Annotated in this window: 26 protein-coding genes, 2 tRNA genes and 2 pseudogenes; 10 read left to right on the top strand and 20 right to left on the bottom strand. The window is 51.8% G+C overall.

Annotation, left to right across the window (positions count from 1 at the left end; translation table 11 throughout):
* A pseudogene (locus tag T363_RS16095) lies at nucleotides 1-279 on the top strand (hypothetical protein); the annotation flags it as partial.
* Nucleotides 280-342: 63 nt separating this feature from the next.
* Here T363_RS16095 and eutH read toward each other — a convergent pair.
* From eutH to glpK, 5 genes are all read right to left on the bottom strand, one after another.
* Nucleotides 343-510: an ethanolamine utilization protein EutH gene (gene eutH, locus T363_RS15675; RefSeq protein ID WP_169737581.1), complete on the bottom strand. Its 168-nt coding sequence runs from the start codon at nucleotides 508-510 to the stop codon at nucleotides 343-345.
* A gap of 198 nt (nucleotides 511-708) precedes the next feature.
* Nucleotides 709-1,083: a DUF1667 domain-containing protein gene (locus T363_RS0111470; RefSeq protein ID WP_031475999.1), complete on the bottom strand. Its 375-nt coding sequence runs from the start codon at nucleotides 1,081-1,083 to the stop codon at nucleotides 709-711.
* 1 nt (nucleotide 1,084) lies between these two features.
* Nucleotides 1,085-2,344 (bottom strand): NAD(P)/FAD-dependent oxidoreductase, encoded by a 1,260-nt coding sequence (locus T363_RS0111465; RefSeq protein WP_031475997.1) that lies wholly within the window; start codon nucleotides 2,342-2,344, stop codon nucleotides 1,085-1,087.
* On the bottom strand, nucleotides 2,337-3,800 hold the full coding sequence (locus tag T363_RS0111460) for an NAD(P)/FAD-dependent oxidoreductase (RefSeq protein WP_031475996.1): 1,464 nt from the start codon (nucleotides 3,798-3,800) through the stop codon (nucleotides 2,337-2,339). Before T363_RS0111460 ends, T363_RS0111465 begins: the two co-directional genes overlap by 8 nt.
* Nucleotides 3,801-3,813: 13 nt before the next feature.
* On the bottom strand, nucleotides 3,814-5,313 hold the full coding sequence (glpK, locus tag T363_RS0111455) for a glycerol kinase GlpK (protein WP_031475994.1): 1,500 nt from the start codon (nucleotides 5,311-5,313) through the stop codon (nucleotides 3,814-3,816).
* Between the two features lie 253 nt (nucleotides 5,314-5,566).
* On the opposite strand from glpK, the gene T363_RS0111450 reads away from it, so the two are divergent.
* The gene (locus tag T363_RS0111450) at nucleotides 5,567-6,343 is read left to right on the top strand and encodes a DeoR/GlpR family DNA-binding transcription regulator (RefSeq protein WP_031475992.1); all 777 of its coding nucleotides are present in this window, start codon (nucleotides 5,567-5,569) and stop codon (nucleotides 6,341-6,343) included.
* Between the two features lie 199 nt (nucleotides 6,344-6,542).
* Here T363_RS0111450 and T363_RS0111445 read toward each other — a convergent pair whose 3' ends face one another.
* Entirely contained in the window at nucleotides 6,543-7,301 is a 759-nt protein-coding gene (locus tag T363_RS0111445) for a vWA domain-containing protein (protein WP_031475990.1), read from the bottom strand.
* 151 nt (nucleotides 7,302-7,452) lie between these two features.
* Complete coding sequence (locus tag T363_RS0111440; protein WP_031475988.1) at nucleotides 7,453-7,632, bottom strand: hypothetical protein; 180 nt, start codon at nucleotides 7,630-7,632, stop codon at nucleotides 7,453-7,455.
* Between the two features lie 191 nt (nucleotides 7,633-7,823).
* Between T363_RS0111440 and T363_RS16610 the strand changes: the two are divergent.
* Nucleotides 7,824-7,925 (top strand): annotated as a pseudogene (locus T363_RS16610) (transposase); the annotation flags it as partial.
* 201 nt (nucleotides 7,926-8,126) lie between these two features.
* Here T363_RS16610 and trxA read toward each other — a convergent pair.
* Genes trxA through T363_RS0111420 form a run of 4 tightly spaced genes read right to left on the bottom strand, consistent with a single transcriptional unit; the run spans nucleotide 8,127 to nucleotide 9,696 of the window.
* On the bottom strand, nucleotides 8,127-8,471 hold the full coding sequence (gene trxA / locus T363_RS0111435) for a thioredoxin (RefSeq protein ID WP_278247023.1): 345 nt from the start codon (nucleotides 8,469-8,471) through the stop codon (nucleotides 8,127-8,129).
* Nucleotides 8,472-8,510: 39 nt separating this feature from the next.
* Nucleotides 8,511-8,909, bottom strand: a complete 399-nt coding sequence (locus T363_RS0111430) for a rhodanese-like domain-containing protein (protein WP_031475984.1) — start codon at nucleotides 8,907-8,909, stop codon at nucleotides 8,511-8,513.
* Entirely contained in the window at nucleotides 8,906-9,487 is a 582-nt protein-coding gene (locus tag T363_RS0111425; RefSeq protein ID WP_031475982.1) for a hypothetical protein, read from the bottom strand. Before T363_RS0111425 ends, T363_RS0111430 begins: the two co-directional genes overlap by 4 nt.
* The gene (locus T363_RS0111420) at nucleotides 9,484-9,696 is read right to left on the bottom strand and encodes a 4Fe-4S binding protein (protein ID WP_031475980.1); all 213 of its coding nucleotides are present in this window, start codon (nucleotides 9,694-9,696) and stop codon (nucleotides 9,484-9,486) included. Before T363_RS0111420 ends, T363_RS0111425 begins: the two co-directional genes overlap by 4 nt.
* Nucleotides 9,697-9,872: 176 nt before the next feature.
* Here T363_RS0111420 and T363_RS15255 point away from each other — a divergent pair, with 176 nt between their 5' ends.
* Nucleotides 9,873-10,469 carry a TetR/AcrR family transcriptional regulator gene (locus T363_RS15255; protein WP_031475978.1) on the top strand — a complete coding sequence of 199 codons (597 nt, stop codon included), beginning with the start codon at nucleotides 9,873-9,875 and terminating at the stop codon, nucleotides 10,467-10,469.
* Nucleotides 10,470-10,587: 118 nt separating this feature from the next.
* Complete coding sequence (locus T363_RS0111410; protein ID WP_031475976.1) at nucleotides 10,588-11,907, top strand: MATE family efflux transporter; 1,320 nt, start codon at nucleotides 10,588-10,590, stop codon at nucleotides 11,905-11,907.
* 129 nt (nucleotides 11,908-12,036) lie between these two features.
* Here T363_RS0111410 and trmB read toward each other — a convergent pair whose 3' ends face one another.
* Nucleotides 12,037-12,696 carry a tRNA (guanosine(46)-N7)-methyltransferase TrmB gene (gene trmB, locus T363_RS0111405; protein ID WP_031475974.1) on the bottom strand — a complete coding sequence of 220 codons (660 nt, stop codon included), beginning with the start codon at nucleotides 12,694-12,696 and terminating at the stop codon, nucleotides 12,037-12,039.
* Between the two features lie 165 nt (nucleotides 12,697-12,861).
* Between trmB and malQ the strand changes: the two genes are divergently transcribed.
* The 4 genes from malQ to T363_RS0111380 all read left to right on the top strand — a co-directional run bounded on the left by malQ (nucleotide 12,862) and on the right by T363_RS0111380 (nucleotide 16,652).
* The gene (malQ, locus tag T363_RS0111400; protein WP_031475972.1) at nucleotides 12,862-14,352 is read left to right on the top strand and encodes a 4-alpha-glucanotransferase; all 1,491 of its coding nucleotides are present in this window, start codon (nucleotides 12,862-12,864) and stop codon (nucleotides 14,350-14,352) included.
* A gap of 42 nt (nucleotides 14,353-14,394) precedes the next feature.
* Nucleotides 14,395-15,633: an HAD-IIIA family hydrolase gene (locus T363_RS16605; RefSeq protein WP_051643250.1), complete on the top strand. Its 1,239-nt coding sequence runs from the start codon at nucleotides 14,395-14,397 to the stop codon at nucleotides 15,631-15,633.
* A gap of 148 nt (nucleotides 15,634-15,781) precedes the next feature.
* Nucleotides 15,782-16,483, top strand: a complete 702-nt coding sequence (locus T363_RS15245; protein WP_051643249.1) for a helix-turn-helix domain-containing protein — start codon at nucleotides 15,782-15,784, stop codon at nucleotides 16,481-16,483.
* Nucleotides 16,484-16,576: 93 nt separating this feature from the next.
* Nucleotides 16,577-16,652, top strand: a tRNA-Gly gene (locus T363_RS0111380).
* A 78-nt stretch (nucleotides 16,653-16,730) separates the two neighbouring features.
* On the opposite strand, the gene T363_RS0111375 is transcribed toward T363_RS0111380, so the two are convergent.
* The gene (locus T363_RS0111375) at nucleotides 16,731-17,189 is read right to left on the bottom strand and encodes an NADH-quinone oxidoreductase subunit NuoE family protein (RefSeq protein ID WP_031475966.1); all 459 of its coding nucleotides are present in this window, start codon (nucleotides 17,187-17,189) and stop codon (nucleotides 16,731-16,733) included.
* Nucleotides 17,179-18,015 (bottom strand): pyridoxamine kinase, encoded by an 837-nt coding sequence (locus tag T363_RS0111370; RefSeq protein WP_051643248.1) that lies wholly within the window; start codon nucleotides 18,013-18,015, stop codon nucleotides 17,179-17,181. The genes T363_RS0111375 and T363_RS0111370 overlap by 11 nt, the downstream gene beginning before the upstream one ends.
* A gap of 508 nt (nucleotides 18,016-18,523) precedes the next feature.
* On the opposite strand from T363_RS0111370, the gene T363_RS0111365 reads away from it, so the two are divergent.
* Nucleotides 18,524-18,599: transfer RNA gene (locus T363_RS0111365), tRNA-Pro, on the top strand.
* Between the two features lie 65 nt (nucleotides 18,600-18,664).
* Here the strand turns inward: T363_RS0111365 and T363_RS0111360 are convergent.
* From T363_RS0111360 to T363_RS0111335, 6 genes are all read right to left on the bottom strand, one after another.
* Nucleotides 18,665-20,377, bottom strand: coding sequence for a recombinase family protein (locus T363_RS0111360; RefSeq protein WP_051643247.1), 1,713 nt, complete (start codon nucleotides 20,375-20,377; stop codon nucleotides 18,665-18,667).
* A 92-nt stretch (nucleotides 20,378-20,469) separates the two neighbouring features.
* Nucleotides 20,470-20,616, bottom strand: a complete 147-nt coding sequence (locus tag T363_RS16405) for a hypothetical protein (protein WP_169737580.1) — start codon at nucleotides 20,614-20,616, stop codon at nucleotides 20,470-20,472.
* 215 nt (nucleotides 20,617-20,831) lie between these two features.
* Nucleotides 20,832-21,059, bottom strand: coding sequence for an integrase core domain-containing protein (locus tag T363_RS16295; RefSeq protein ID WP_278247022.1), 228 nt, complete (start codon nucleotides 21,057-21,059; stop codon nucleotides 20,832-20,834).
* 19 nt (nucleotides 21,060-21,078) lie between these two features.
* Entirely contained in the window at nucleotides 21,079-21,804 is a 726-nt protein-coding gene (locus T363_RS15875; protein ID WP_031475958.1) for an IS3 family transposase, read from the bottom strand.
* Nucleotides 21,749-22,183, bottom strand: a complete 435-nt coding sequence (locus T363_RS0111340) for a helix-turn-helix domain-containing protein (protein ID WP_031475956.1) — start codon at nucleotides 22,181-22,183, stop codon at nucleotides 21,749-21,751. Before T363_RS0111340 ends, T363_RS15875 begins: the two co-directional genes overlap by 56 nt.
* Before the next feature lie 350 nt (nucleotides 22,184-22,533).
* Nucleotides 22,534-22,773 (bottom strand): hypothetical protein, encoded by a 240-nt coding sequence (locus T363_RS0111335; RefSeq protein ID WP_031475954.1) that lies wholly within the window; start codon nucleotides 22,771-22,773, stop codon nucleotides 22,534-22,536.
* Nucleotides 22,774-23,074 lie beyond the last annotated feature (301 nt).

Genomic DNA, 23,074 nt, shown 5'->3' with positions numbered 1-23,074 from the left:
CCGAAAACTACGCACAACGCATCGTCTGAGATATCCTTTTCTCCATCGTTTCTATGGCAACTGCTTATGCGCTTTGCTGAGTACCGCATGGAGCTCCTTGTTAAGGAAGTGATGGTATTCCCGAATGGTCATGCCTATTATGTCTGCCCCAGATGTGGCATAACGCTGGAACGCGAGTTCGTGGCCTACTGTGACCGCTGCGGCCAGCACTTAGGTTGGAGAGGTTACAAGAAAGCCAAAGTCGTTTATCCTGACAGCCGTAAAAAAGTACATACCTGAAACAGCACACAAGGGTGGAGGCAAAACTCCACCCTTGTGCTTTTCTGAATTTCTATTTGACGCTTACGCCAATACAACAACACCAGCCACCGATAGCGCTAATCCGCCTGCGGCGTTGTAGCCCTCTTCAAACTTCTCACCTAGTCCAAATTTATTTCCCAAAATCTTGTCTATACCACCTATGATAACACCGAAAGCTACAATCCACATAATGATATCATTAAATGTCATGAGTATTCCCCCCTTTCAGATTTCAATTTATTCCCAATCGTGCCGGTATGCTATTTTTCCAGAAATAGCATACCAGTCTCTGTGCAAAACCTTCCGAACACCTGTGCCCATCCATAATGCTCAACTCCGATGCGTGCCGCCTAATCAGAGAAGCAAGCAGAACTCTTTTTATACCGTAACATCTACTTGCTTTTCTGTTTACACTGATCCACCTTCCATCCTTTCCGTACTGGCAATCAGATCAACTCCAGTCCCGGCAATATTAGCAATCAAGACTTGATGCGCTGTTATGGGGGCGCGAAACACCGCTTTTCGAATAATGGCCATGCAATCTTCCAACTTATCTTTTGGAACTGGTTTTGCTGTTCTGACCGGTAAAAGAGGCTCAGCAGCATTCTCAACATACACTGTAGTAGTCAAAGTCCGTACAGGACGAACAAATTCACTCCGAGCATATATATCGCCTCTCACACAAGTATTCCCTGTTACCGTATGAACACCTGTTTCATCGCCAATAATGTGGATGCGACAGCCTTGCGGACAAACCGTGCAGATTATTTCCTGCTCACGCATATCACACTACCTCCTCTACCTGTACTGATATGATGCTTTTATCAAAAGTAGATGGTATATTCAAGTCAAGATGTTCCATCTCCCCCGGACTGACCCGTGAAACCACTTTTTCTTTTAACACTTCATCTCCACGCTGCGCCCATATCCGTGTTTTTCCGCCCGGCGAACGAACACGAAAATATAACCGTACCGAAGTATCAGAGGACTGTACTGCAATATGCTGTGGACATACATAACGCACGCCGGTTCCTGCTGTGCAATCAATTATATTGGCAGCACTTAACTCACCGGCAGCATATTGCGCTGCTGCTTTACCCGCAGTTTGGCTTTCAACCGACACATTGTCCACCAAATCATTTACATGCAGTACATTACCGCAAGCAAATATATGGGGAGATGATGTTTGCATGTACTGATTTACTTCCGGACCGTTTGTTATAGGGGAAATTTTAATACCTGCAGCCTTGGTCAATTCATTTTCAGGCAACAAGCCAACTGATAACAACAAGGTGTCGCATGCAACAAACTTTTCAGTAGATAAGATTGGATTGCGCTTTTCATCCACTGCGGCAATCCACACCCCTTCTACACGTCTTTCACCTACGATTCGCGTCACAGTGTGTTCTAACAGAAGCGGAATATTGAAGTCATCTAGACACTGTACTTTATTTCGTGTTAAACCTGCCAAATAGCTCATGATTTCAACTACCGCTTCTACTTTAGCCCCTTCCAGAGTCAGGCGTCGAGCCATGATCATGCCAATATCGCCTGATCCCAGTATCACAACACGCTTACCAACCATTTCGTTCTGTCGGTTGATTAACCGTTGTGCACTGCCCGCGGTATACACACCCGCAGGACGAGTACCCGGAATACGCAGATTAAATCTGGTGCGCTCACGGCATCCCATGGCCAATACAACAGCCCCTGCCTTTATGTGTGTCATTCCGCTATTCGGACTGCTGCAAATCAATCCGCCGGATTCGGAAAGACGCAGAACCATGCTGTCGAAAAGTATTTCAACACCCAGCTCCTGTACCCGGGCTGCAAAGCGATCTGCATATTCAGGGCCTGTCAATTCTTCATTAAAATATGAAAGGCCGAATCCCGGGTGGATACACTGCTGCAAAATACCTCCGGTTGCAATATCTCGTTCGACGATCAGCACATGCTCAGCACCCTGCTCCCTTGCAGCAATTGCCGCCGCCATGCCTGCCGGTCCCGCCCCGATTACAGCAACATCACAAGTCAATTCACGCATTGATATCCCCCCTTCGCACCATACCTGCTAACATATTAGAACCCGTTAAATTTTTCTTCACATCTGTTACCGGGATTTTCAGTTCTCGCGCAAGAATTTCAATTACTTTCGGAGTACAGAAACCGCTCTGGCATCGACCCGTTCCGGCTCTCACACGGCGTTTGACCGCATCTACCGTTCGTGCGCCCACCGGCCGATGTATTGCTTCTACAATTTCTGCCTCTGTCACTGTTTCGCAGCGACATATCACTCGACCATATAACGGATTTTCTTCAATCAGTTTTGCCCGTCTCTCATCGCTGGCCTCAGAAAACTTCTCAATCCCCTTACGATGACTTTGAAATTCAAAATTTCTCTCAAGCCTGATGCCAGACTCTTGCAGCATTTTTACAACATATTTTGCAATACCCAAACTTGTAGAAATACCGGTGGAACGAATGCCGGAAATTCCAAAATAGCCCTTTGTTTTTTTGCCAAACCCGATATGAAAACCTGCCGGAATTCTATTAGGACGCAGCCCACAGTATTGTGTAATTGCATCTTCAACCCGGATATTGGGTACAAGCATTTTGCAATCCCGTTCCACACCAGCTAATTCCTCCGCTGAAGTGCTGTGATCATCCTTATCATCTAAATCTTCAGCGGTCGGCCCCAACAGCATATTACCATGTACGGTTTGCAGCAGTAATTTTCCACGTGTTTCCGGAGTTGGGATTGGATAAATAATATGAGAAGTTTTTACGGGCGTATTTTTATCCAGAATGAAAAATTGTCCCTTTCTCGGCTTAACTACAAAGTCATCCGCTTCACCAACCATTCCGGCAATGGCATCGCAAAACAATCCTGCTGCATTGATAACCAACTGTGTTTGAATCGTTCCTTGTGTTGTCTCAACTGCTGTCACACGCCCCTGGTCTACAGCAATCTGTTTTACTTCAGCATTCAAAAGGAACTCCACACCATTCGCTGCGGCATTTTCTGCCTGTGCCACAACCAACAAAAACGGATCAATCACAGCGTCTCCCGGAATGAACAAACCTCCTAACACATTTGGATTAATTTCAGGTTCCATTTCAAGAATCTGCTTAGGAGAAAGATACTCTACATCATAAACATGATTGGCATATGCATCATCATAAATATGCGGAAGGATATCCATTTGCTGCTGTGTTACAGCGGGCATAATGGCTCCACATTTCCAAAACGGAATATCTAATTCTCGTACAACGTCTTCTATCATTGCTCTGCTGGAACGACACAGCTCGGACTCCAATGTATTGGGAGGACAATCTGCCCCGGAACAAATAATAGAGCTGTTTGATTTGGAAGCATCGCCGCCAACATCATCCCGCTTATCTACCACCATCACATGCACATGATATTTGGCCAGTTCACGTGCGATGGCCGTGCCAACTGCGCCCGCACCTATAATGACAATATCTGCTTTGTAACTCATCTGCTTCACCTTCTTAGCGATTCGGTCTTTCCCATGCCTTTGCACGTTCTACTGCACGGTGCCACTGCTCCAAGCGATACTCCCGTTCATCTTTGCTCATTTTAGGCTCATAACGATTTGCTAATTTCCAGCAGCTCCGCACATCTTCAATGCGGTCAAACTCACCTACGGCCAACGCTGCCAAAAAAGCTGCCCCATATGCCGTCATTTCTGTAACAACAGGCACCTCCACAGGCGTTCCCAGAATATCCGCTTGGAACTGCATCAAAAACTTGTTTACTACCGGTCCGCCATCCGCTTTCATAACAGAAAATTGATAGCCCGAATCCTGACTCATAACCTGTGCGTTGTCGTAAACCTGAAAAGCAATACTCTCTAATGTTGCACGAACAATATGCTCTCGTGTTGTTCCACCGGTTATGCCGATCATCATACCGCGCGCGTACTGATCCCAGTGAGGTGCCGCCAACCCGGAAAAGGCAGGCACGAAATACAAGCCGCCTGTATCCGTTATTGATCCGGCAATGGATTCGGTTTCAGCAGAATTCCAAATCAAACGCAGTTTATCTCGAAGCCACTGAATCGCCGCCCCTGCAATATAGACGCCGCCATCAAACGCATAAGTAATTTCATCATTTACGCGCCATGATGAAACTGTGATCAATCCGCCTTTCGAATAGACAACCTCATGCCCCAAATTAGTATACATGAAGCAACCGGTGCCATAGGTTGTCTTAATATCGCCCTTATCTAAACAGCCTTGTGCCAGCATTGCAGCCAATGCGTCTGTGATACATGCCGCAACAGGCACTTTAACACCAAAAAATGTTTCCTCAGTGGTGTAACCGTATACTTCACTCGAATTTGTTACCTTTGGTAGAATTTCCTTTGGAATATTGTAAATATTTAATAGCTCATCATCCCATTCACCCTTCTTCAAATCAAGCATCATGGTGCGTGATGCTGTACTGGTATCTGTGATAAAAGCTGCACCACCAGTGAATTTCCAAATAAGCCAGGAATCCAGTGTGCCAGCCATGATATTTCCGGCCTTAATCTGATCCCGCACGCCTTCAACATTATCCAAAATCCACTTGATCTTTGTTGCCGAAAAATAGGCATCCGGGCCAAGACCGGTTTTTTGAGTAATCATTTCGCCATACTTCTCGTTCAATTCATCGGCATATTCTGCAGTGCGGCGATCCTGCCATACCAATGCATTATAGACAGGACGACCGGTTCTTTTATCCCATACCATGCAGGTTTCGCCTTGATTATCAATTCCAATTGATACAATCTGGTGCGGTTCAGCGCCGACCTCGCGCAGAACAGCAGCGATTGCCGACTGAATCGCTCCCCATATTTCCATGGGATCATGCTCTACCCACCCGGGATGAGGATAAATTTGAGAATGCTCTACGTTTTTGGTGGCTACCACATCCCAGTGCTCATCGATCAGCAATGCTGTACTACCAGTAGTACCTTGGTCAATTCCCAAAAAGAAGCGTTTCATAAAACCATCCTTTCCCCATCAACATTATCATAATACGTGCATTATTTATTACCATTTATATGCATATATTTTACACACCATTGCAACAAGTTGTCAATTATAGATATCATCAAATTCTATACTGTATTTTGTATGTAATGACTAATTTGAGCAGAGCTATTAAAATCAACATTGTCATAATAGTCTGAAAATGGTATCATTAATGCAAATGCTTTACCTATCTTGACTTTTACCTGTTTTGGGGGAGGACGTTATGAAAAATAAACGTCAGGACGAAATATTAAAAATGCTTTTTGCAGAACAAAGCTTAAAAACCGAACACCTCTCATCCCATTTTGGAGTTTCCATTGAAACTATCCGCCGTGATATCAATGAGTTGGAGCACAGCGGTCTAGTCAAAAAGGTGTACGGCGGAATCCAACTCAACAATGATTCCATGCATATGGCTGCCCTGGAAAACTGGAACGAGCGACTTAATCAGTTTCATGAAGAAAAAATTAAAATTGCTACAAAGGCTTTGGAATTTATTTCGGATGATAGCATCATTGCATTGGATGTCGGCACAACAACTTACGAATTATCCCGACTACTCTCTTCAAAAAAGAACCTATCTATTATTACCAACTCTTTATATATTGCCAGCGAACTTTCTAAAAACACCTCACACAAGGTATATTGCATTGGAGGCGTGGTGATGCCCATCGAAGGTATTACTACCGGTGTATTTGCGCGGAATTTTCTCAACAACTTTGCAAGTATTGATCTTTTTATCAGCAGTACAGATGGTATTACACCGCAATACGGCTTATCCGAATTTAACGAAAATGTTATCGACATAAAAAAGCAGCTTATCCAGCGGGCAAAAAAGCACATCACACTCATAGATCACAGCAAATTTGGAAAAGTCGCTCGATTTGCTGTGTGCCCGCTACAAGATATCGACATCCTAATTACAGACAGTCTAACTTCTCAAGAAGATATTGAATTGATGCGTGAATTTGATATAAATGTTGTTCTTGCCGATCAATAATTACTGTAGCAGTGCATTGAATCCTGAATGGTAAGCATAAAACTGCACAAAACAAATATCATTCTACCAATCATACGTTAAGAATTCCGGCTATATCCAAACACAGGCGCGGCAGAGAAACCGAAACCGTTTTCCTCACCGCGCCTTTTTATTGTATTGTGTCCGCATGAATGCCCTTATTTCATGCCGGTCGGTCAAATCAAATCCGCCAAACCGCCGCCTCGGCATCATCTTTTGTCATGTCACTGAGCCGCAGCAGGCGTTCGCTAAATCGCTCCACACCGCACATCATCCCCGGACTGTCCGCGTCCAGCAGCAAACAGATCACAGTGCATCGGGCATTCTGTATGGCCTCCTGCATCTGCCCAGCCAGCCCATCGGATACAGCGCACCGCCCATCCGTGATAAACAGGATATCCGCGTTCTCGAATTCTTCCTCGTTTATCATCCGCAGCGCCTCCCGGAGCGGCGTCTCGAAATCCGTGCCGCCGTCAAAAAAATGTTCGGCAGCGGAGAGCAGATCATCAGCCGTATACTGCCCCGGCAGAAACCGGTCCGTCCGCAGCTCATCTGCCCCGGAGAAGTGGATCAGCGCATACTTCCGCCCTTCGTGCGCACAGACGTCCTGCACGGCAAGCGCCAGCGCTTTGCCCCATGCGGCATTTTCGCCCTCTGTGGATGCGGATTCATCCAGACAGGCGATGATATCGCCATGCCCTTTGTGAACACGCTCGCGCTTTACGTATTGCAGCAGCCCCTTCGCATTGTACTTGCGCAGGAACAGCGGCATCGTGTCAGGGGAGGCCAGCAGCACCAGCTCGCCGGAGAGCAGATTTTTCAAATCGCGTCCATGCGCAATGGCGTATTTCTCCCCGCGCCCGTGTGCATAATCATTCTTGCGCAGGTCGGAAAGCATCTCCTTCATACGTCCCAGCTGGCGGGTGATGCCTTGCAGCATACTTTATCCGCTCGAGCAGCGCACGGTTCTGTGCAGCCTTCATCGGCCCGTTTTCGCCTGCATCCTGCCCCCAGCACCGCATAGCACAGCAGACCAGCATAGGTTCTTCACGGGCTTTCTGCACCGCATTCGAGACGATGCGGACGGTATTCTACCGCTCGCGGCGCAGCGTGTCCGAAACCATGCTGGAGACATATTGGATTTGCTCAGCAGTGCCGGCGGCCTCCGCCGCGGCACAGAGTACCACAGGTGTCCGGCTGGGATCAGCCTTCGCCTGCGGCAGCACATCGTCCTCCGGATCATACGGCGCACTTGCCGCCTCGAAATCCATATCTCCCAGCCGTGTCGAACGGGTGCTCCTGTCCGTACGTTTTGGTGGCTGATACGATGCGGAAAAGTCAAACAGGGACGAGTACAGGAGCTGACGAACAGGCAGCCCTGAATGCTCTATACACCTTTGGGGAGCGCTGGGACAAGAAATACCCGAAAATCTCCCAATCCTGACGGGCCAACTGAGTCAATCTCAGCACCTATTTCAAGTACCCTCAGGAGGTGCGCAGACTGATTTACACCACCAACGTCATTGAGGGCTTTAACCGTCAACTCCGCAAGGTGACCAAGGCTGTATTTGGCTATGATGGATATTACTAAAAAATGGGTCGGGCGGCAGCCAGATGAACCTGCTGCCGCCCTAAATAAATTTTGCTCTATTCGCACCCTAAATGGAGTTTACACAGCATTGGGGATTGACCCCAAAAATGCAAGTTTTTCGACAGTCTCAGGGCTTGCTGCCTGTATCATACAGACAGCAAGCCCTTTCCTATTTTACTGCACCATCGAAAGGATCTGCTGCTTCGGTCTAGCCCCCATTGCCTGATTGACAATTTTTCCGTTTTTCATCACAAACAGCGACGGGATACTCATGACCCGGAACTGCGCCGCCAGTCCCGGCTGCTCATCCACATTGACTTTTACGACCTTGATTTCGGGATGCTCGACCGCGATCTCATCAATGATCGGGGATACCATGCGGCAGGGGCCGCACCAGCTTGCCCAGAAATCGAGCAGTACCGGCTTATCACTCTCCAGCACCTCCTGCTGGAAATTGGTTTGCGTAATATGCATAGCAGACATTATTTCGTCCTCCTTATATTTGTTTTGCTGTTGTATGCATTATATCATGATATCTTTTTGTTTTCTGTGACCACGTCACACCGCTCCGCTGACCGTTTCGCCAGTCCAGCTATTGATGCCGCCGAATTCGATCACATTGGTATAACCGAGCGCTGCCAGCTTGGCTGCCGCCTGCTTGCTTCGGTTGCCGCTGCGGCAGTAGATCAGCAGCATCTGTTCCCGATCCGGCAGAGCCGCAGGCGGTTCATCCGCAATACTTTCGTTCGGCACCAGTACTGCACCCGGAATATGTTTTTCTTCAAATTCTTCCGGCGTGCGCACATCCACCACCAGATAATCCGTTTCGGTCTCCATCAGCTGCACCGCTTCGTCCATTGTAACTTGTCGGTATGCGTTATCCTCTCCGTTCCGGGCCGCGCAGCCGCCCAGCAGCAAAAGCAGCAGCGAAGCCGCCGTCTGTTTCCATCTGCTCACAGCCGCTCACCTGCTTTTACTTTACAGATTATCTGCGTCATCGTGCCCATCGGGCAGTATACACACCAGCTTCGCGGCTTGAACAGCACCATCGTAATCAGCCCCAGCACGGTCGAGGTCAGCATCACGCTGTAAAAGCCGAATGCAAACTGCGCCACACCTGCGCTGAACACTGTGCCGTGATATGCCCACTGCCACGGCAGCTTAAACGTCCAAAGCAGGGTAACGACCTGCCGCAGATCCTGCGCACCTGCAAAAACCAAATAGGTACTCCACAGCATTTGGAAAAACATCGCAAAGAAAAAGATTAAAAACCCGTAGCGGAACCATTTGGACTTCATCCAGCCCGGCACATCCCGCTTGCGCGACAAACCGAACCGCCCGCCCAGCAGGCCGAACAACTGTCCCCGTCCGCAATACCGGTTGCAATAGGATTTATTGCCCTGCGCAATCGATAAGATCAGCGGAATAAAAAAGCACAGCAGCCCCAGCCACGCAAACAGGATATTAAAAAATCCCAATATCAAATAGGTAAGCGAAACAACCCACAGGTAATCATACCATTTTTTCTGCTTCATACCGGCACCTCCCCAATCGTGATCACGCTTGCAGGACACTCCCGCGCACATTTTCCGCAGCCGACACACGCCGCTGTATCCACCTGCGCAAACAAACCACGCATCACGTGGATCGCATCCATCGGGCACACCTTCACGCAGCAACCGCAGGCCACACAGTCCTTTTGCTGCACCTGCGCTTTTTTTCTCATTCGTTTGATCTCCGGCATTTGTTTGTTCCTCCCGTTTAGCATAATAACAGTATACGGCACAACGGCATTCCCAACCGTGACAAAATCACGGAACTTCTATTGGGTCGATTGTTTCCAAACCGTTAATTTCCGCCGCCGGTGTTGACTTTGCCGGCATGCACTGCTAAAATAGCCCTTATTATGGGAGGTACGCCATGTCCGAATCACTGACCAACCGCCGCGTACAATTTACGCTTCGCACCCTGCGCGAGGCGATGATCGACCTGATCGTGCAAAAGCCGCTGAGCAGCATCACAGTGACCGATCTGTGCGCTAAAGCAGACATCAACCGCAGCACCTTTTATCTGCATTACCGCAGCGTACACGAACTGCTCGAAGAGATCGAGGACTCGATCCTCTCTTTTCTGGAGGAGCAGCTTGGCCCGGTGCCATCCCTGCAAACCCTCAGCGAGCTGATCCCTTTTCTGCATGCTATGCAGCAGTCGCCGCGCAAGCGCAAACTGTTTTACACGCTGTGCAGCGAGCAGGGGGATGCCCGTTTTATCCGCCGTCTGCACGAATTGACCTATACTGCCTTTCAGCGCGGCTGGGAAAGCCGTGTCCCCAATGCGGACGAAAACCAGAAACGGCTGATTTTTTCCTACATTGTGCCCGGCGTGGTTTCCGTCCTCTCGGCTTGGGTGCAGAACGACCTGCCCGGCCTGCGTGCGGAACAACTGGTCAGCCTGCTGAATGGGTTGATCGAGCATGGCATTGCCAGCCTGCCCGCCGATCCGGCATCACATTCATAAAAAACACCTACGCCATTTATGGATCGCATATTGATCCATGCGCCGTACGTTCCGCCGTAGCCTGCCTGCGGCAGGGATACCGGCGTTTTTTCTTGCATTCAAGGAGGTAGATTCACCCATGCAGAACCCCGCAAGCCTACGCACCTTCGGCCGATACGCTTCCCTGAATATCTTGGGGATGATCGGCATTTCCTGCTATATCCTAGCCGATACCTTTTTTATCTCTCTCGGCACCGGAGCGGTCGGTCTGGCTGCACTCAATCTCGCCATCCCGGCCTTCAATATCATGAACGGGATCGGACAGATGATCGGAGTCGGCAGCGCGACACACTATACCCTGTGCCGCGCACGGCAGCAGCCGGAGGAAGCGGACGCGGCATTTACCCATGCGGTGCGTTTCGGTCTGGCCGCCGGCCTACTCTTCCTGCTGCTTGGCCTGACCGCCGCCGGTCCGCTGGCCCGCCTGCTCGGTGCCCGCCCGGATACCTTTGCCCTGACCACGGTTTATCTGCGCACCTTTCTGCTGTTCAGCCCATTTTTTGTGATGAACAATGTGCTGCTCGCCTTTGTCCGCAACGACGGCGATCCCCGGCGTGCCATGTGCGGTATGATGGCCGGCAGCTTTGCCAATATCATCATGGACTATGTCTTTATCTTTCCGATGGGCATGGGTATGTTCGGCGCAGCCCTCGCCACCGGATTTTCCCCAATCATCAGCCTGCTGATCCTGTCCGGCCATCTGCGGCAGTCCGGCCGCGGTTTCCATCTGCGTTCCGGCAGGCTGCGCCCCGCGCTGCTGCCACCCCTGTGTGCCCCTGGCCTTCCCGCCTTGATCAGCGAGATCTCCTCTGCGGTCATCCTGTTCCTGTTCAATCTGGTTCTGCTGCGGCTGGCCGGCACGACCGGTGTTGCTGCCTATGGCATCATTGCCAACTTTGCGCTCGTAGGCATTGCGGTTTTTTCCGGTCTGTCCACCGGAATGCAGCCGCTGGTGAGTCAGTGCAGCGGCTGCCAAAACGACCTGCGCCGCCTGTTCCGCTACGGCATCACCACTGCGCTGGCAATCGCAACTGTGTTATATGCCGCCGTCTTCCTGCTTGCCGGGCCGATCACCGCAGCTTTCAACAGCAGCGGCGATCCCGCGCTCACCGCTTACGCGATCGACGGTCTGCGCCTGTATTTTACCGGCTTCTGGTGCGCCGGGCTGAATGTCATGGCAGCCGCTTTTTTCAGCGCCTCCGGGCACACCGGCTGCGGATTTTCCATTTCCCTGCTGCGCGGGATCGCCGCCATCCCGCCGCTGCTATTTGCATTGGCAGCGCTGTTCGGGGTGCGCGGCGTCTGGTGCACCTTTCCTGCCGTGGAAGGCGTGACTGCCGTTTTAACGCTTGCGTGCATCCCCGCCGTGTTGTACCCCAAGCGCAGCCGCACCAAATAACGCATCCTTCAGGATGGTCTGATCCGATTGTGGAAGTTCCCTTTGCCGACCGTCTAATATCGCCAAAGGGCAATGAAAAAAGCTGAGGGATCCGCCCTCAGCTTTTTCATTACATCGACAACACAAATTTTATTTGCGCAAAAATTCCGGCAGACGCCGACGAGCCTCCAGCCGGTATATCCGCGCCCCTTCGGAAGAGAATTTTTCCTCATACTCGGTCATCACATTTCCCTCAAAATCCGAATGATGCAGATCGAGGGAAATATTCTGAATCAGCCAGCCGAACTGGCAGATCTCTGCCAAGGACCACTCAAAAAAGCGCTGATTGTCCGTTTTGAAGCACAAATCGCCCTGCTGCTTCAGGATCTCGTCATATACCTCCAGATATGCACGCCAAGTCAGGCGGCGCTTGCGCTGCCGGTTGGGTGGCCACGGATCGGAAAAATTCAGGTAAATGCGGTCCACCTCTCCGGGGGCAAACACCTCGCGCAGCTCAGCTGCATCAAACGACACAAAGCGAAGATTAGGCAGCGGCTGCTGCTGGCAGCGCTCCGCCGCCATGATCAGCGCCCCCTCTTCCCGCTCCACTGCCATGAAATTGACCTCCGGGTGCTGCTCCGCCATGCCGATAGCAAAGCGCCCCTTCCCGCAGCCGATCTCCAAATGCAGTGGATGATCATTTCCGAACAGCGCCCGCCACTTGCCGCGTTTTTCCTTCGGCTCAAAAGCCATCACATCCGCGCAGGCGGCAAAGCGGACGTCCAGATTTTTCTTTTTGCGCATTCTCATGCGTGAAATTTCCCCTTTTTTCGATATATCAGTTCTTTTATTATAGACGGAACCGTTTCTTTTGGCAAGGGATTTCAGCTGCGCCGTGCAGCAAACAAGATAGGTCTTGGGAAAAGCGCCATTCTGTGCTATACTGGTATCATACTAAATTGGGGGAAGAAACTTATGTTCAAGCGTTCAAGCGGCGTGCTGGCACACGTCACTTCTCTGCCTTCGCCGCACGGCGTAGGCACCATGGGCAAAACCGCCTACGAATTTATTGATTTTCTTGCCGCAGCACACCAAACCTACTGGCAGGTGCTGCCGCTCGGCCACACCGGCTTCGGCGATTCGCCGTACCAATGCTTTTCCGCCGCCGCCGGCAATCCCTATTTGATCGATCTGGATCTGCTGGTTGAAGATGGATTGCTGACCGCGGACGAGGTTCGCGCAGGTGACTTTGAAGCCTCACCCGATACAGCGGATTTTGAACAGCTTGCGGATACCCGCTGGCCGTTGTTCCGCAAGGCATACAGCCGTGCCAATGCAGCGCTGCGCAAAAAAATCCATACCTTTACCGAGGCTAACGCCGAATGGCTGCCGGATTACGCGCTGTTCATGGCACTGAAGGAAGAAAAATATCACGACATGCCGGTTTATATGTGGCCGGATAACGCAGTGCGCGACCGTAAGCCTGCCGCCTTGGAAAAAGTGACTGAAGAACTGCGGGATGAAATCGATTTCCGTATTTTCCTGCAATATATCTTTTTTGAACAGTGGACAGCGCTGCGAACATATGCCAACGAAAAGGGCATCAAAATCATCGGCGATATCCCGATCTATGTCTCTGCCGACTCGGCAGATGTTTGGGTGCATCCCACCCTGTTCAAGCTCAAAGCGGATAAAAGCCCCAAGCTCGTAGCAGGTGTGCCGCCCGACTATTACTCGGCCACCGGTCAGCTCTGGGGCAACCCGGTATATGACTGGGCGGCACATCGTGCCGAGCATTACGCTTGGTGGATCTGGCGCATGAAGAGCAATATGGCGCTGTTCGATGTCATCCGCCTCGACCATTTCCGCGGTTTTGCCGCCTATTGGGAAGTCAAAGCCAGCGAGGAGACCGCCGTCAACGGACACTGGCGCAAGGGACCGGGCATGGAGCTGTTCCGTGCCATCGAGCAGGCGCTCGGTCCGGTGCCGCTCATCGCAGAGGATCTCGGCGTGCAGACGGACGAAGTGCGCGAGCTGCTGGCTGAAAGCGGCTTCCCCGGCATGCGCGTTCTGATTTTCGGTTTTACACCGGATTATGACAACGAGCATCTGCCGCATAACTTCATCCCGAACAGCATTGTCTACACCTCTACACACGATTCGCAGACCGTGTGCGAGCAGATCATGGATCTGTGCAGCGAACCGGAAAAGCAGTTTGCCTACCGGTATCTGCGCACCTCGCACGCCGAGGCGATGGGCTGGAGCGCGATCAAAAGCGTCTGGGCATCTCCCGCACGCATCGCCATGACCACCCTGCAGGATCTTCTCTCGCTCGGCGCAGATTCCCGTATGAACACGCCCGCCACCATCGGCGGCAAAAACTGGCGCTGGCGGGTGCGCAAAGAAGCCCTTAACCCGACCGTTTCGGCCATGCTGGGCGAAATTACAAAAACCTATATGCGGTAACGCATTTCACCACCCGCAATACTCATAAAGGATAGCGATAGCATGAAAATCACCACAGCAATTTTTGATCTGGACGGCACCCTGCTCAACACACTGGGCGATTTGTGTGACAGCGTCAACTGCGCCGTCCTGCGCCGCGGCTTCCCCGCTGCGACCGAAGAACAGACCCGTCTGCGTGTCGGCCATGGGATACGCCGGCTGATCGAACAGTGTATCCCCGAAAACAAGCGCACAGAAGCCATGCTCGACAACTGTCTGGACGATTTCCGCACCGCGTACAGCGAGCGCATGATGAACCGCACCCAACCGTACGACGGCATCCTCCCGCTGCTGAAAGCGCTCAAAAAAGCCGGGATCGCCGTCGGTGTTCTGTCCAACAAGTATGATGTCGCCGCCAAAAACCTGATCCGTCACTATTTCGGTGATCTGGTGCAGGTCACCTGCGGCGAACGGCCGGATACCCCACGCAAGCCCGATCCCACCAGCACGCTTCGCCTGCTGCGCGAGCTGGGCGGCGATGCCACAACCACGCTTTACATCGGTGACAGCGCTGTGGATATGCAGACCGCCAAAAACGCCGGTCTGACCGCAGTCGGCGTGACCTGGGGCTTCCGCCCGGCCGAGGAACTGAAAGCCGCCGGTGCAGATGCTCTGGTCAACGAGCCCGCCGAACTGCTGCCGCTGTTTGAGCGCGGCCTTTTGAATGTTGATGCCCTCTGCAAAACCTTTACAAGCCGCGGCTTTGGTTTCACCTACTTTGCCAACACAGCGGATGCCCTCCCCTACCTGATCAACACCTGTGCTGGAAAAGCTGTTACGCTTGGTGGCTCGATGACCCTTAAAGAGCTGGGCTTCCCCGAAGCATTCTCTCATTCCACTGCCGTGCACTGGCACTGGATCAAACAGGGGGAATTCTTCCAGACACCGGATATTTATCTGTCCTCAGCCAATGCCCTGAGCGAAACCGGTGAGATCGTCAATATCGATGGAAAGTGCAACCGGGTTGCCGGTACCCTGTTCGGCCCCAAGCGCTGCATTTTCGTCTGCGGTGTCAACAAATTATGCCCTGATCTGGAAAGCGCGATCGAACGCGCGCGCAACATTGCTGCGCCGCGCAACGCGCAGCGGCTCGGCGCAAAAACCCCCTGCGCGGTAGACGGCAAATGCCACGACTGCCAAAGTCCGGATCGGCTCTGCCGTGCAATGGTCATCCATATGGGGCCGCCGAACGGCATGGAAAAATGTGAGCTTGTTTTGATCGGAGAATCGCTCGGGTATTAAACAAGCAGATAAAAACGGTGCGTTTTTCAAAAAAGCGTGCCGTTTTTTGAAATTGCAACCGCCGGTTGCGTCATTTCCAACCTGACTTGGTGGTCTGCACCCCAATTTTGCGGTAAAATCAGGTCATCAAACAAGGAGGTAACCACACATGACACTTGGAGAAAAAATCATTGACCTGCGAAAAAAGCGCGGTCTGTCGCAGGAGGAGCTTGCCATTACGCTGGGCGTATCCCGGCAGGCGGTCAGCAAATGGGAAACCGATGAATCCACACCGGATACCGCTAAGATCGTTGCGCTGGCAGAGTATTTTCATGTGACGACCGACTGGCTGCTGCGGGATATTGTACCCGAACCGGATACCGGAAAAACCGCCTCGCATACCGCATCCGAACCGGCGCACATCATCACGCCCCTTTTGCTCTGCATGACGATTGCAGGCTGCGCCTGCGGACTGCTGCTGATATGCTACGGTTTTTTCCGCGCCGCCACGACGCTCCCAACCGTTCTCGGCCTGATGCTTCTCATTTTTTCTGTTGCGCTGGCAACAGGCTACGGGTTATTTCTCCGCAGCCAGACCGAAGCAGCCGGTAAATCGTTTATGCGTTCCTTTTGGCGCATCGCGGTCTGGTTTGTTTCACCGGTCGCCTGTTACCCGCTCGTGCTTGTGTTCTATGGACTGCTCACGGAAATCCCTTATCAGCTCGTCAATCAGCTATGGCTCGCCTTACCCAAGCCGATATGGAACATTGCACGTTTGCTGCTCCTCTCCGGCGTGCCGCTGCTGCTGTATCTGGCGGTCTGCCTATTCGTCTCTCTGCGCCTGTGTCGTCCGCACACCGGCAAGCAATAAAATTCTTCAAAATAATTTCGTTTTTTGCTTGACACCTCACACCTCTTTTGCTATAATAAATATCGCGCTGATGAGTTCGGCGCGATAGAAAATGCGGCTGTAGCTCATCTGGTAGAGCGCCACCTTGCCAAGGTGGAGGTAGCGAGTTCGAGCCTCGTCAGCCGCTCCAATTTAACCCTGTCTTTTGGACAGGGTTTTGTTTATCCAAAAAGCAGTGCGCTCCTTCTATAAGCAGGAGCGCACTGCTTTATTTCTTGCTGGATATCAGATCCCGCAGCTTTTCTTCCGTCATGCCGGTATATACCTCGCCATCCCATTTGACGCACGGACCTTTGCCGCATTTCTTCATACAGCCTGCAACTTTATAGCGAAAACCCGCATCAGCCGTTTCCCCGGACTGCACGCAGTATGTCTGCTCTACAAAGGATGCAAGATCGTTTTTACTGCACTTCTTTCCGCCGCACACCGCCAGCACATGCGGTGCTGCCGCTGTGCGGATCGTCGGATACCGTTTGAGCACGGCATCCAAAAACGTCATCTTCAGCTCCAGCTTATCCGCAATTTTTTCCAACGCCTTATGCGGGATCACACCGCCGAACAACGCCTGCACTTCACGGCAAAGCTGCACCAATTCGTTTTGATCACGGGCTGCACCGCGTTCCCGGTAAAATGCGATCATTTCTTTCAACTCCTGTTTATGTTCCATGATCCCCTCCTACTAATTGATACAATAGCTTCTCAAACTGTACACCATGCATTGTGTCGGTCTGCTGCGCCGCTGTGTACGAAATACAATCCTGCACAAATGCGCCCGCTTTTTCGCAGGAAGCTGCCAAGCTCTGCCCATTGAGCAGCATGCCCAGCATCACCGAAGCAAACAAATCCCCCGTTCCCGGGTAATACCGGTCGATCCGGTGATGCAGGCTGACTACCGCCGTACCGCCGGACAGGCAGCCCGATCCAACCCGCCCGCGTTCATAATCCAAACCGGTCAGCACGACCTGCGCACCGTACTCCCGATGCAGTGCCTGCATCCATTCCAGCGCCTGTTCCCGGTTTTGCGGCTTGCTGCGCGGATCGCGGTCGAGCAGGATCGCCGCCTCCGTGGTATTCGGCGTAATAATATCCGCGATTGCGCACAGCTCACGCATCCGGGTGCACATTTCCGGTGTATAGGTATCATACACCTTGCCGTTATCTCCCATCACCGGATCGATCAGTGTAATACCATCCGCCGCTTTCAAGCGTTCTGCCGCTTCGCGCACCCGGTCGATCTGAGCAGCCGAGCCGAGAAACCCGGCATATACCGCTTCGAACCGCAGTCCCAGCCGGTCATACTGGTCAATCGTGCCCTGCATCGCATCAGTCAGATTGGTCGTCACCCAGTCCGGTATCGCTGTATGGGTTGAAAAAACCGCCGTGGGCAGCGGCACGCACTGGTGTCCCGCTGCGGAAAGCACCGCAATGATCGGCACAAGTGAAGAGCGCCCAAAACCGGATAAATCGTGTAATGCTAAAACCTTTTTCTGCATGGATCCATTCACATCCCTTTCCCTCTGCATTTCATCATACGATGAATCCGTCCCGCTGTCAATATTGTCGTCCTACACATATAGAAAGCAGTTGACATTATACCGTTTAATTTGATATACTATGAAAAGTGTTATACAAGTTCCAAATGGTTACAATAACAATCCGTCGGTATATTACTTAGCTATACTCCTCAAATCCATCACAATCATTGCATTGGAAACATCTTGTACCGCAAAGGTCTATGAACAACGCTCTAAGATCACACTGAGCAGAATTCTCGATTGAATGCAAGCTTAGAAAACTTCCTTTCTTTTGTGTCATACTTGTAATGGTTAAATGATCGAATTTATTAAGATTGGCAATATTCTTAGATTATGATATACTTTATATAGCATCTCTAATTGCAGAATTCGCAGCCCCTTTCGACACAGGTATTCGCAAAAGGTAGAAACAACTTTTAATCGCACGATTTTCGTGATATAGTCACAAATCACAACAGCAGAGCATCCGGGTGTAGCGCAGTTGGTAGCGCGCCTGCTTTGGGAGCAGGATGCCGCAGGTTCAAGTCCTGTCACTCGGACCATGCGGAGTATCATTAAAGGATCTGAAAAGGTCTGCTGATGATACTCCGCATTTTTATTTTCAAATTTATATGGCGATCTGTGCAGGGGCGTAGCTTAATGCTACGCCTTTTCTCGTTTCCAAAAGAATGTCCCGCTCGGGGATTTTCCGACGATCTGGTATCTCAAAGGCACCGATGCAGTTATGGTGGATAACGATTTTCTGCGTGGTGATACCGTCCTGCTTTTCAGCGTGGTACACGTCGATATGCTCGATTAGTTCCGCCACCATACGCCGGGTCAGCTTTGTAGCCCCAGTGTATCGTCGGACCGTTTCAAGAAAAACATCCATATCCATTTGCTGGGTGTCCTTCTTGCGAAGTTCCTCCCGCAGTGCTTTGATCTTCTTGGCGTTCTCGCCCTGTTCCTGCTCATATCGCTTGGACATTTTGGAAAAGCGGTCGTCATTGATCTTACCGCTTACATTATCCTCATAAAGCCGTTCAAACAGGTTGTCCAGTTCCTTGTCTCTTGCCCTCAAAGCGTCCAGTTCACGGTGCTTGCGGGCCAGCTCGTTCTCCACTACTTTTGCGGAGTGTCCGGCAATGGCCTTGATGACGTCGTCCTCATATTCATTTGCAAACTGGGTCAGGCGGTGGATTTCTCCCAAAACTACCTGTTCCAGAAAGTCCAGCCGAATATAATGGGTAAAGCTACACTTCCGAAGTCCAGAGTTGTGATTTTGACAGCTGAAAAACTTGATTTCATGGTTCTTCTGATTGAAGTGGAAATTGAGATTGCCGCCACACTCGGGGCATTTCAGCAGTCCATTGAAAATGCTGGGTTCCTGACTGACCGACGGCTTTTTACGTCTTGTTCCAGAAATGAGTTTTTGCACCTTTTCCCATGTTTCCCGGTCGACGATCGCCTCATGGACATTGAGAAAGATTGCTTTGTTCTCCTCCGGGTTCTCAATCCGCTGCTTCATCTTGTAGGACTTAGAATAGGTTTTGAAGTTGATCACATCGCCGCAGTATTCTTGACGAATGAGAATCTTCTTCACCGTGGTATAGCCCCACTTAGTAGGTTCTAAGGTGCTTTTAGAGCCGCCCCGGTTCGTGCCATGTGCCCGCCAGTAATAGGTGGGATTGACGATTCCAGCCTGTTCTAGCGAAGCAGCGATCTCAGCTAAACCGCAACCGTCCAGCGCTAACTGGAAAATACGACGCACCACAGCGGCGGCCTCTGGTTCAACCACCCAAAATCGAGGGTCATCCGGGTTCTTCATATGGCCATAGGGTGGCGGCGATAAAGGAACACCAACATTGCCCTTTAGCTTGTTGACGATCTTCCGCTTCTTGGAGATGTCCTTGGCATACCACTCATTCATAATGTTGCGGAACGACGTAAACTCGTTGTCGCCCTCGTCACTGTCCACTCCATCCGATACAGCAACCAGCCGAACATCGTGTTGGGGAAAGAACTCCTCGGTGAGCTTGCCCACCTCAATGTAATTGCGCCCCAGCCGGGATAGGTCCTTGACAAATACAGCGGAAATGTAGCCCGCCTCGATAGCCTGGATCATCTTCTGAAAACCGGGTCGTTTCATGGTAGTGCCTGTGATACCATCATCTACAAAGAAGATCGTATCGGTGTAGCCTTTTTCTTTCGCTACCTTTTGAAGGATTTTCTTCTGATTTTGAATGGAATTGGACTCACTGTCCATGTTGTCATCGCGGCTCAAACGGCAGTAGAGAGCGACGGTATCTGCATGATGATTTTTAACGCTTGACTGTTTCAAAATATCCTCCTTCCTGCAATCAAGCAAGAAGTTCTTATCTATGTATATTATACCTCTGCCGACTGCCCGTGTTAAGGATGTCGATGGAACAGTTAGGCTGGCTCCAGATCGGCCAGCATCAGCTTCAACAGGATGTCACGCATGGACTCGCCTTTGTCCTTGTAGACAGGCGTGACAATGAATTGGATTTTGCCGATTTGATAGGTGTATTCCTCCTTGACGGGTACGGGATCTTCCATGTGGGCCTCCTGCCAGAGCGATACGAAACAATGACCGACATTCCCCCTTGTCCCGAGGGGAAACGCAAAAAGGCGGCACCTTCGGCGGTGCCGCCCTCTTGCCTTGCTCCACTTTGGGGCAACTTGGTGTACCCCCCGTCAATTAGACAGCGAAATAATTTACACTTTATGCGCGAAATTTTCTGCTCACGTCCCGTATAGAGCAAGCTGAACTGTTAAGCCGCCAGCAGGTGGTCATGAACCTCCATGGGTGTCCGGACACCCAGCCCACGCTGGAGGCGGCGGAAGTTGTAATAGGCAATGTAACCCTGGATCATACGGACCAGTTCCTCCCGGCTGGTGAAGCGCCTGCCGTAGTACCATTCCCGCTTGAGGATACCCCAGAAGCCCTCCATGGAGCCGTTATCGATGCACGTTCCCACTCGGGACATGCTCTGCGTGATGCCGGCCGCGGCCAGCTTGTCATGGAAGATCTGTGTGGTATAGGCGCTGCCCCGGTCGCTGTGGAGCAGGGGGGCGGACGCCGGGGGCGGCTTCCAGTGCCTGGTCCAAGGTGCTATGGACCAGCGCGGCGTCGTTGGTATCCCGGATGACAAAGGAGACGATCCGTCGGTCGCACAGATCCAGGATGGCGCTCAGATAGAGCTTGCGCATGATGGGCCCCACATAGTAATGAAACTCGGTCACATCGGTGAGCCACTTCTCATTGGGGCGGCCTGCGTAAAACCGACGGTTCAGCACATTCTCCGCCAGATGACGGGGGGAGGACGCCGCCCGGGTGCAGCCCTGGGGAGCGTGTTTGATTGTGGACTGGATACCCAGGCAGCGGCAGATGCGCAGCGCCCGCTTGTCATTGATCGATGTGTGGTAATACCGGTCCAGGTCATCCCGAATGCGGCGGTACCCCTTGTCCGGGCTTTCCTGATGGATCTCCTTCACCATCTGAGCGATACACTGGTTTTCGGCAGCACGGGCATTCTCGATTCGCAGCGCTTCCTCTTTGCCCCGGGGCAGTTGCTCCGCCAAACGCCGGCCACGCCGGTCCTCCAAGCCTGCCGCCCCCATCTCCCGGTACTTTTTCACCCAGCTCCGCAGGGTCTGCACCTCTATCTGATGTGCCTGTGTTACATCTTCAAGCCGCTCTCCGCCGTCCAGGCAGGACAGTACCGCTTTCAGCAGTTCTTCCATTGGTATGATTGCGTCTCATGACAGAATCCCCCGTCCCTTTCGTAGAGTCTCTCTCATGATACGCCTTTACCCAGTCCAATACCAGATTCCCTGAGCTCAGCTGATACTTTTCCGCAATGGCCATGCTGCTGCAATGGTCAGACAGGTATTCCTCCACCGCCTTACGCTTTACTTCCCCGCTATACCGCCGCTTTGCCAGGTTCCCATTTTCCTGCAGCCCAGATACCCCCACGGAGCGATACCGGCTGATCCAGTTCTCCATAGTGGAGTGACCCACCCCGGCTCGCCGCGCCGCCTCTCGCATCCGCAGCCGTCCCGCAAGATATTCCTCTACCAATGAGACCTTTTCCTCCAGTCCCAGTTCTTTCCACTTTTCCATCTACTCTCCCTCACAATATGGTTTTCTTGTCTGCATGATTGGGAGCATACCACAATGGCCCGAGGTTGCGGCTTGGCCTTGTCGGGGGCCGCCTTGTCAGCCTTGGGTGGGCGGTCCCTGCGAAGCTTGGCCGCATCCTTCGCATTATCCGTCTGCTTGCCCTTGTCCGGAGCCGCAGCCTTGTCCGGGGCTTGCCCTTCGCTGCTCCTTCCCAGGCAGCAGTAAAATCCACCACCTTTCTGGCGGGGGCAGGATCACCCATGCCGGGGATCGTGATCTGCTTCTCGTCCTTGCCCGGCTGCGGCACACCCTCTTTAGACGGAGCAGGAGTATCCTTGTCTTTGGCCTCCTTATTCTGCCGGAGCCGGCTGATCCACCGCAGGATCGGGAACTGTCTTTCTCTCAACGGGCTTTGCCGCCGTAGGGGGCGTTACCACCTTGGACGCATCTTCCATCACGGGAGCCTCCGCCTTGGCCGGGGCGGGCTGATCCTGCACCGGGGAATCGGCTTTGACAGGCTCAACCTTTTCCGGCTTGGGGGGATCGTCTACCTTCCCGGCATCGAGAATATTCTTTTTATCGTCAGCCACCTAAAACCTCCTGTTACTATATAGTTGCCTCGGAAATGTGGTAGCCAGCTACGAGCCGAGACATCTCGTTGCCTAAGCTGTTAGAATAGGAAGGTAATGGTCTGACCCAAACCTCCAAGGGCTTCATGCCCGTTATTGAGTCAGTCAGCCATCCTCCTATTCGCAGCGTTCGATTTGTGCAGGTAGAGCCGTGTGTTCGTGTCACCAAACAGATAGAATCAGCAATGGGTAGAATGGCTTTGTCCATTGCAATTTCTTTTCAGGAGTGAGGAACATGAACGCAGCAGGTATTGATGTTTCC

The sequence above is a fragment of the Agathobaculum desmolans ATCC 43058 genome (assembly GCF_000701665.1).
Lineage (GTDB): Bacteria > Bacillota > Clostridia > Oscillospirales > Butyricicoccaceae > Agathobaculum > Agathobaculum desmolans.
This window is presented reverse-complemented; position numbering and strand designations above follow the sequence as displayed.

Bases quoted from the DNA above. Each gene is read 5' to 3' on its own strand.
- eutH (WP_169737581.1), bottom strand. From the start codon at position 510: ATGACATTTAATGATATCATTATGTGGATTGTAGCTTTCGGTGTTATC.
- T363_RS0111470 (WP_031475999.1), bottom strand. From the start codon at position 1,083: ATGCGTGAGCAGGAAATAATCTGCACGGTTTGTCCGCAAGGCTGTCGC.
- T363_RS0111465 (WP_031475997.1), bottom strand. From the start codon at position 2,344: ATGCGTGAATTGACTTGTGATGTTGCTGTAATCGGGGCGGGACCGGCA.
- T363_RS0111460 (WP_031475996.1), bottom strand. From the start codon at position 3,800: ATGAGTTACAAAGCAGATATTGTCATTATAGGTGCGGGCGCAGTTGGC.
- glpK (WP_031475994.1), bottom strand. From the start codon at position 5,313: ATGAAACGCTTCTTTTTGGGAATTGACCAAGGTACTACTGGTAGTACA.
- T363_RS0111450 (WP_031475992.1), top strand. From the start codon at position 5,567: ATGAAAAATAAACGTCAGGACGAAATATTAAAAATGCTTTTTGCAGAA.
- T363_RS0111445 (WP_031475990.1), bottom strand. From the start codon at position 7,301: ATGCTGCAAGGCATCACCCGCCAGCTGGGACGTATGAAGGAGATGCTT.
- T363_RS0111440 (WP_031475988.1), bottom strand. From the start codon at position 7,632: ATGGATTTCGAGGCGGCAAGTGCGCCGTATGATCCGGAGGACGATGTG.
- T363_RS0111425 (WP_031475982.1), bottom strand. From the start codon at position 9,487: ATGAAGCAGAAAAAATGGTATGATTACCTGTGGGTTGTTTCGCTTACC.
- T363_RS0111420 (WP_031475980.1), bottom strand. From the start codon at position 9,696: ATGCCGGAGATCAAACGAATGAGAAAAAAAGCGCAGGTGCAGCAAAAG.
- T363_RS15255 (WP_031475978.1), top strand. From the start codon at position 9,873: ATGTCCGAATCACTGACCAACCGCCGCGTACAATTTACGCTTCGCACC.
- T363_RS0111410 (WP_031475976.1), top strand. From the start codon at position 10,588: ATGCAGAACCCCGCAAGCCTACGCACCTTCGGCCGATACGCTTCCCTG.
- trmB (WP_031475974.1), bottom strand. From the start codon at position 12,696: ATGAGAATGCGCAAAAAGAAAAATCTGGACGTCCGCTTTGCCGCCTGC.
- malQ (WP_031475972.1), top strand. From the start codon at position 12,862: ATGTTCAAGCGTTCAAGCGGCGTGCTGGCACACGTCACTTCTCTGCCT.
- T363_RS16605 (WP_051643250.1), top strand. From the start codon at position 14,395: ATGAAAATCACCACAGCAATTTTTGATCTGGACGGCACCCTGCTCAAC.
- T363_RS15245 (WP_051643249.1), top strand. From the start codon at position 15,782: ATGACACTTGGAGAAAAAATCATTGACCTGCGAAAAAAGCGCGGTCTG.
- T363_RS0111375 (WP_031475966.1), bottom strand. From the start codon at position 17,189: ATGGAACATAAACAGGAGTTGAAAGAAATGATCGCATTTTACCGGGAA.
- T363_RS0111370 (WP_051643248.1), bottom strand. From the start codon at position 18,015: ATGCAGAAAAAGGTTTTAGCATTACACGATTTATCCGGTTTTGGGCGC.
- T363_RS16405 (WP_169737580.1), bottom strand. From the start codon at position 20,616: ATGGAAGATCCCGTACCCGTCAAGGAGGAATACACCTATCAAATCGGC.
- T363_RS15875 (WP_031475958.1), bottom strand. From the start codon at position 21,804: ATGGAAGAACTGCTGAAAGCGGTACTGTCCTGCCTGGACGGCGGAGAG.
- T363_RS0111340 (WP_031475956.1), bottom strand. From the start codon at position 22,183: ATGGAAAAGTGGAAAGAACTGGGACTGGAGGAAAAGGTCTCATTGGTA.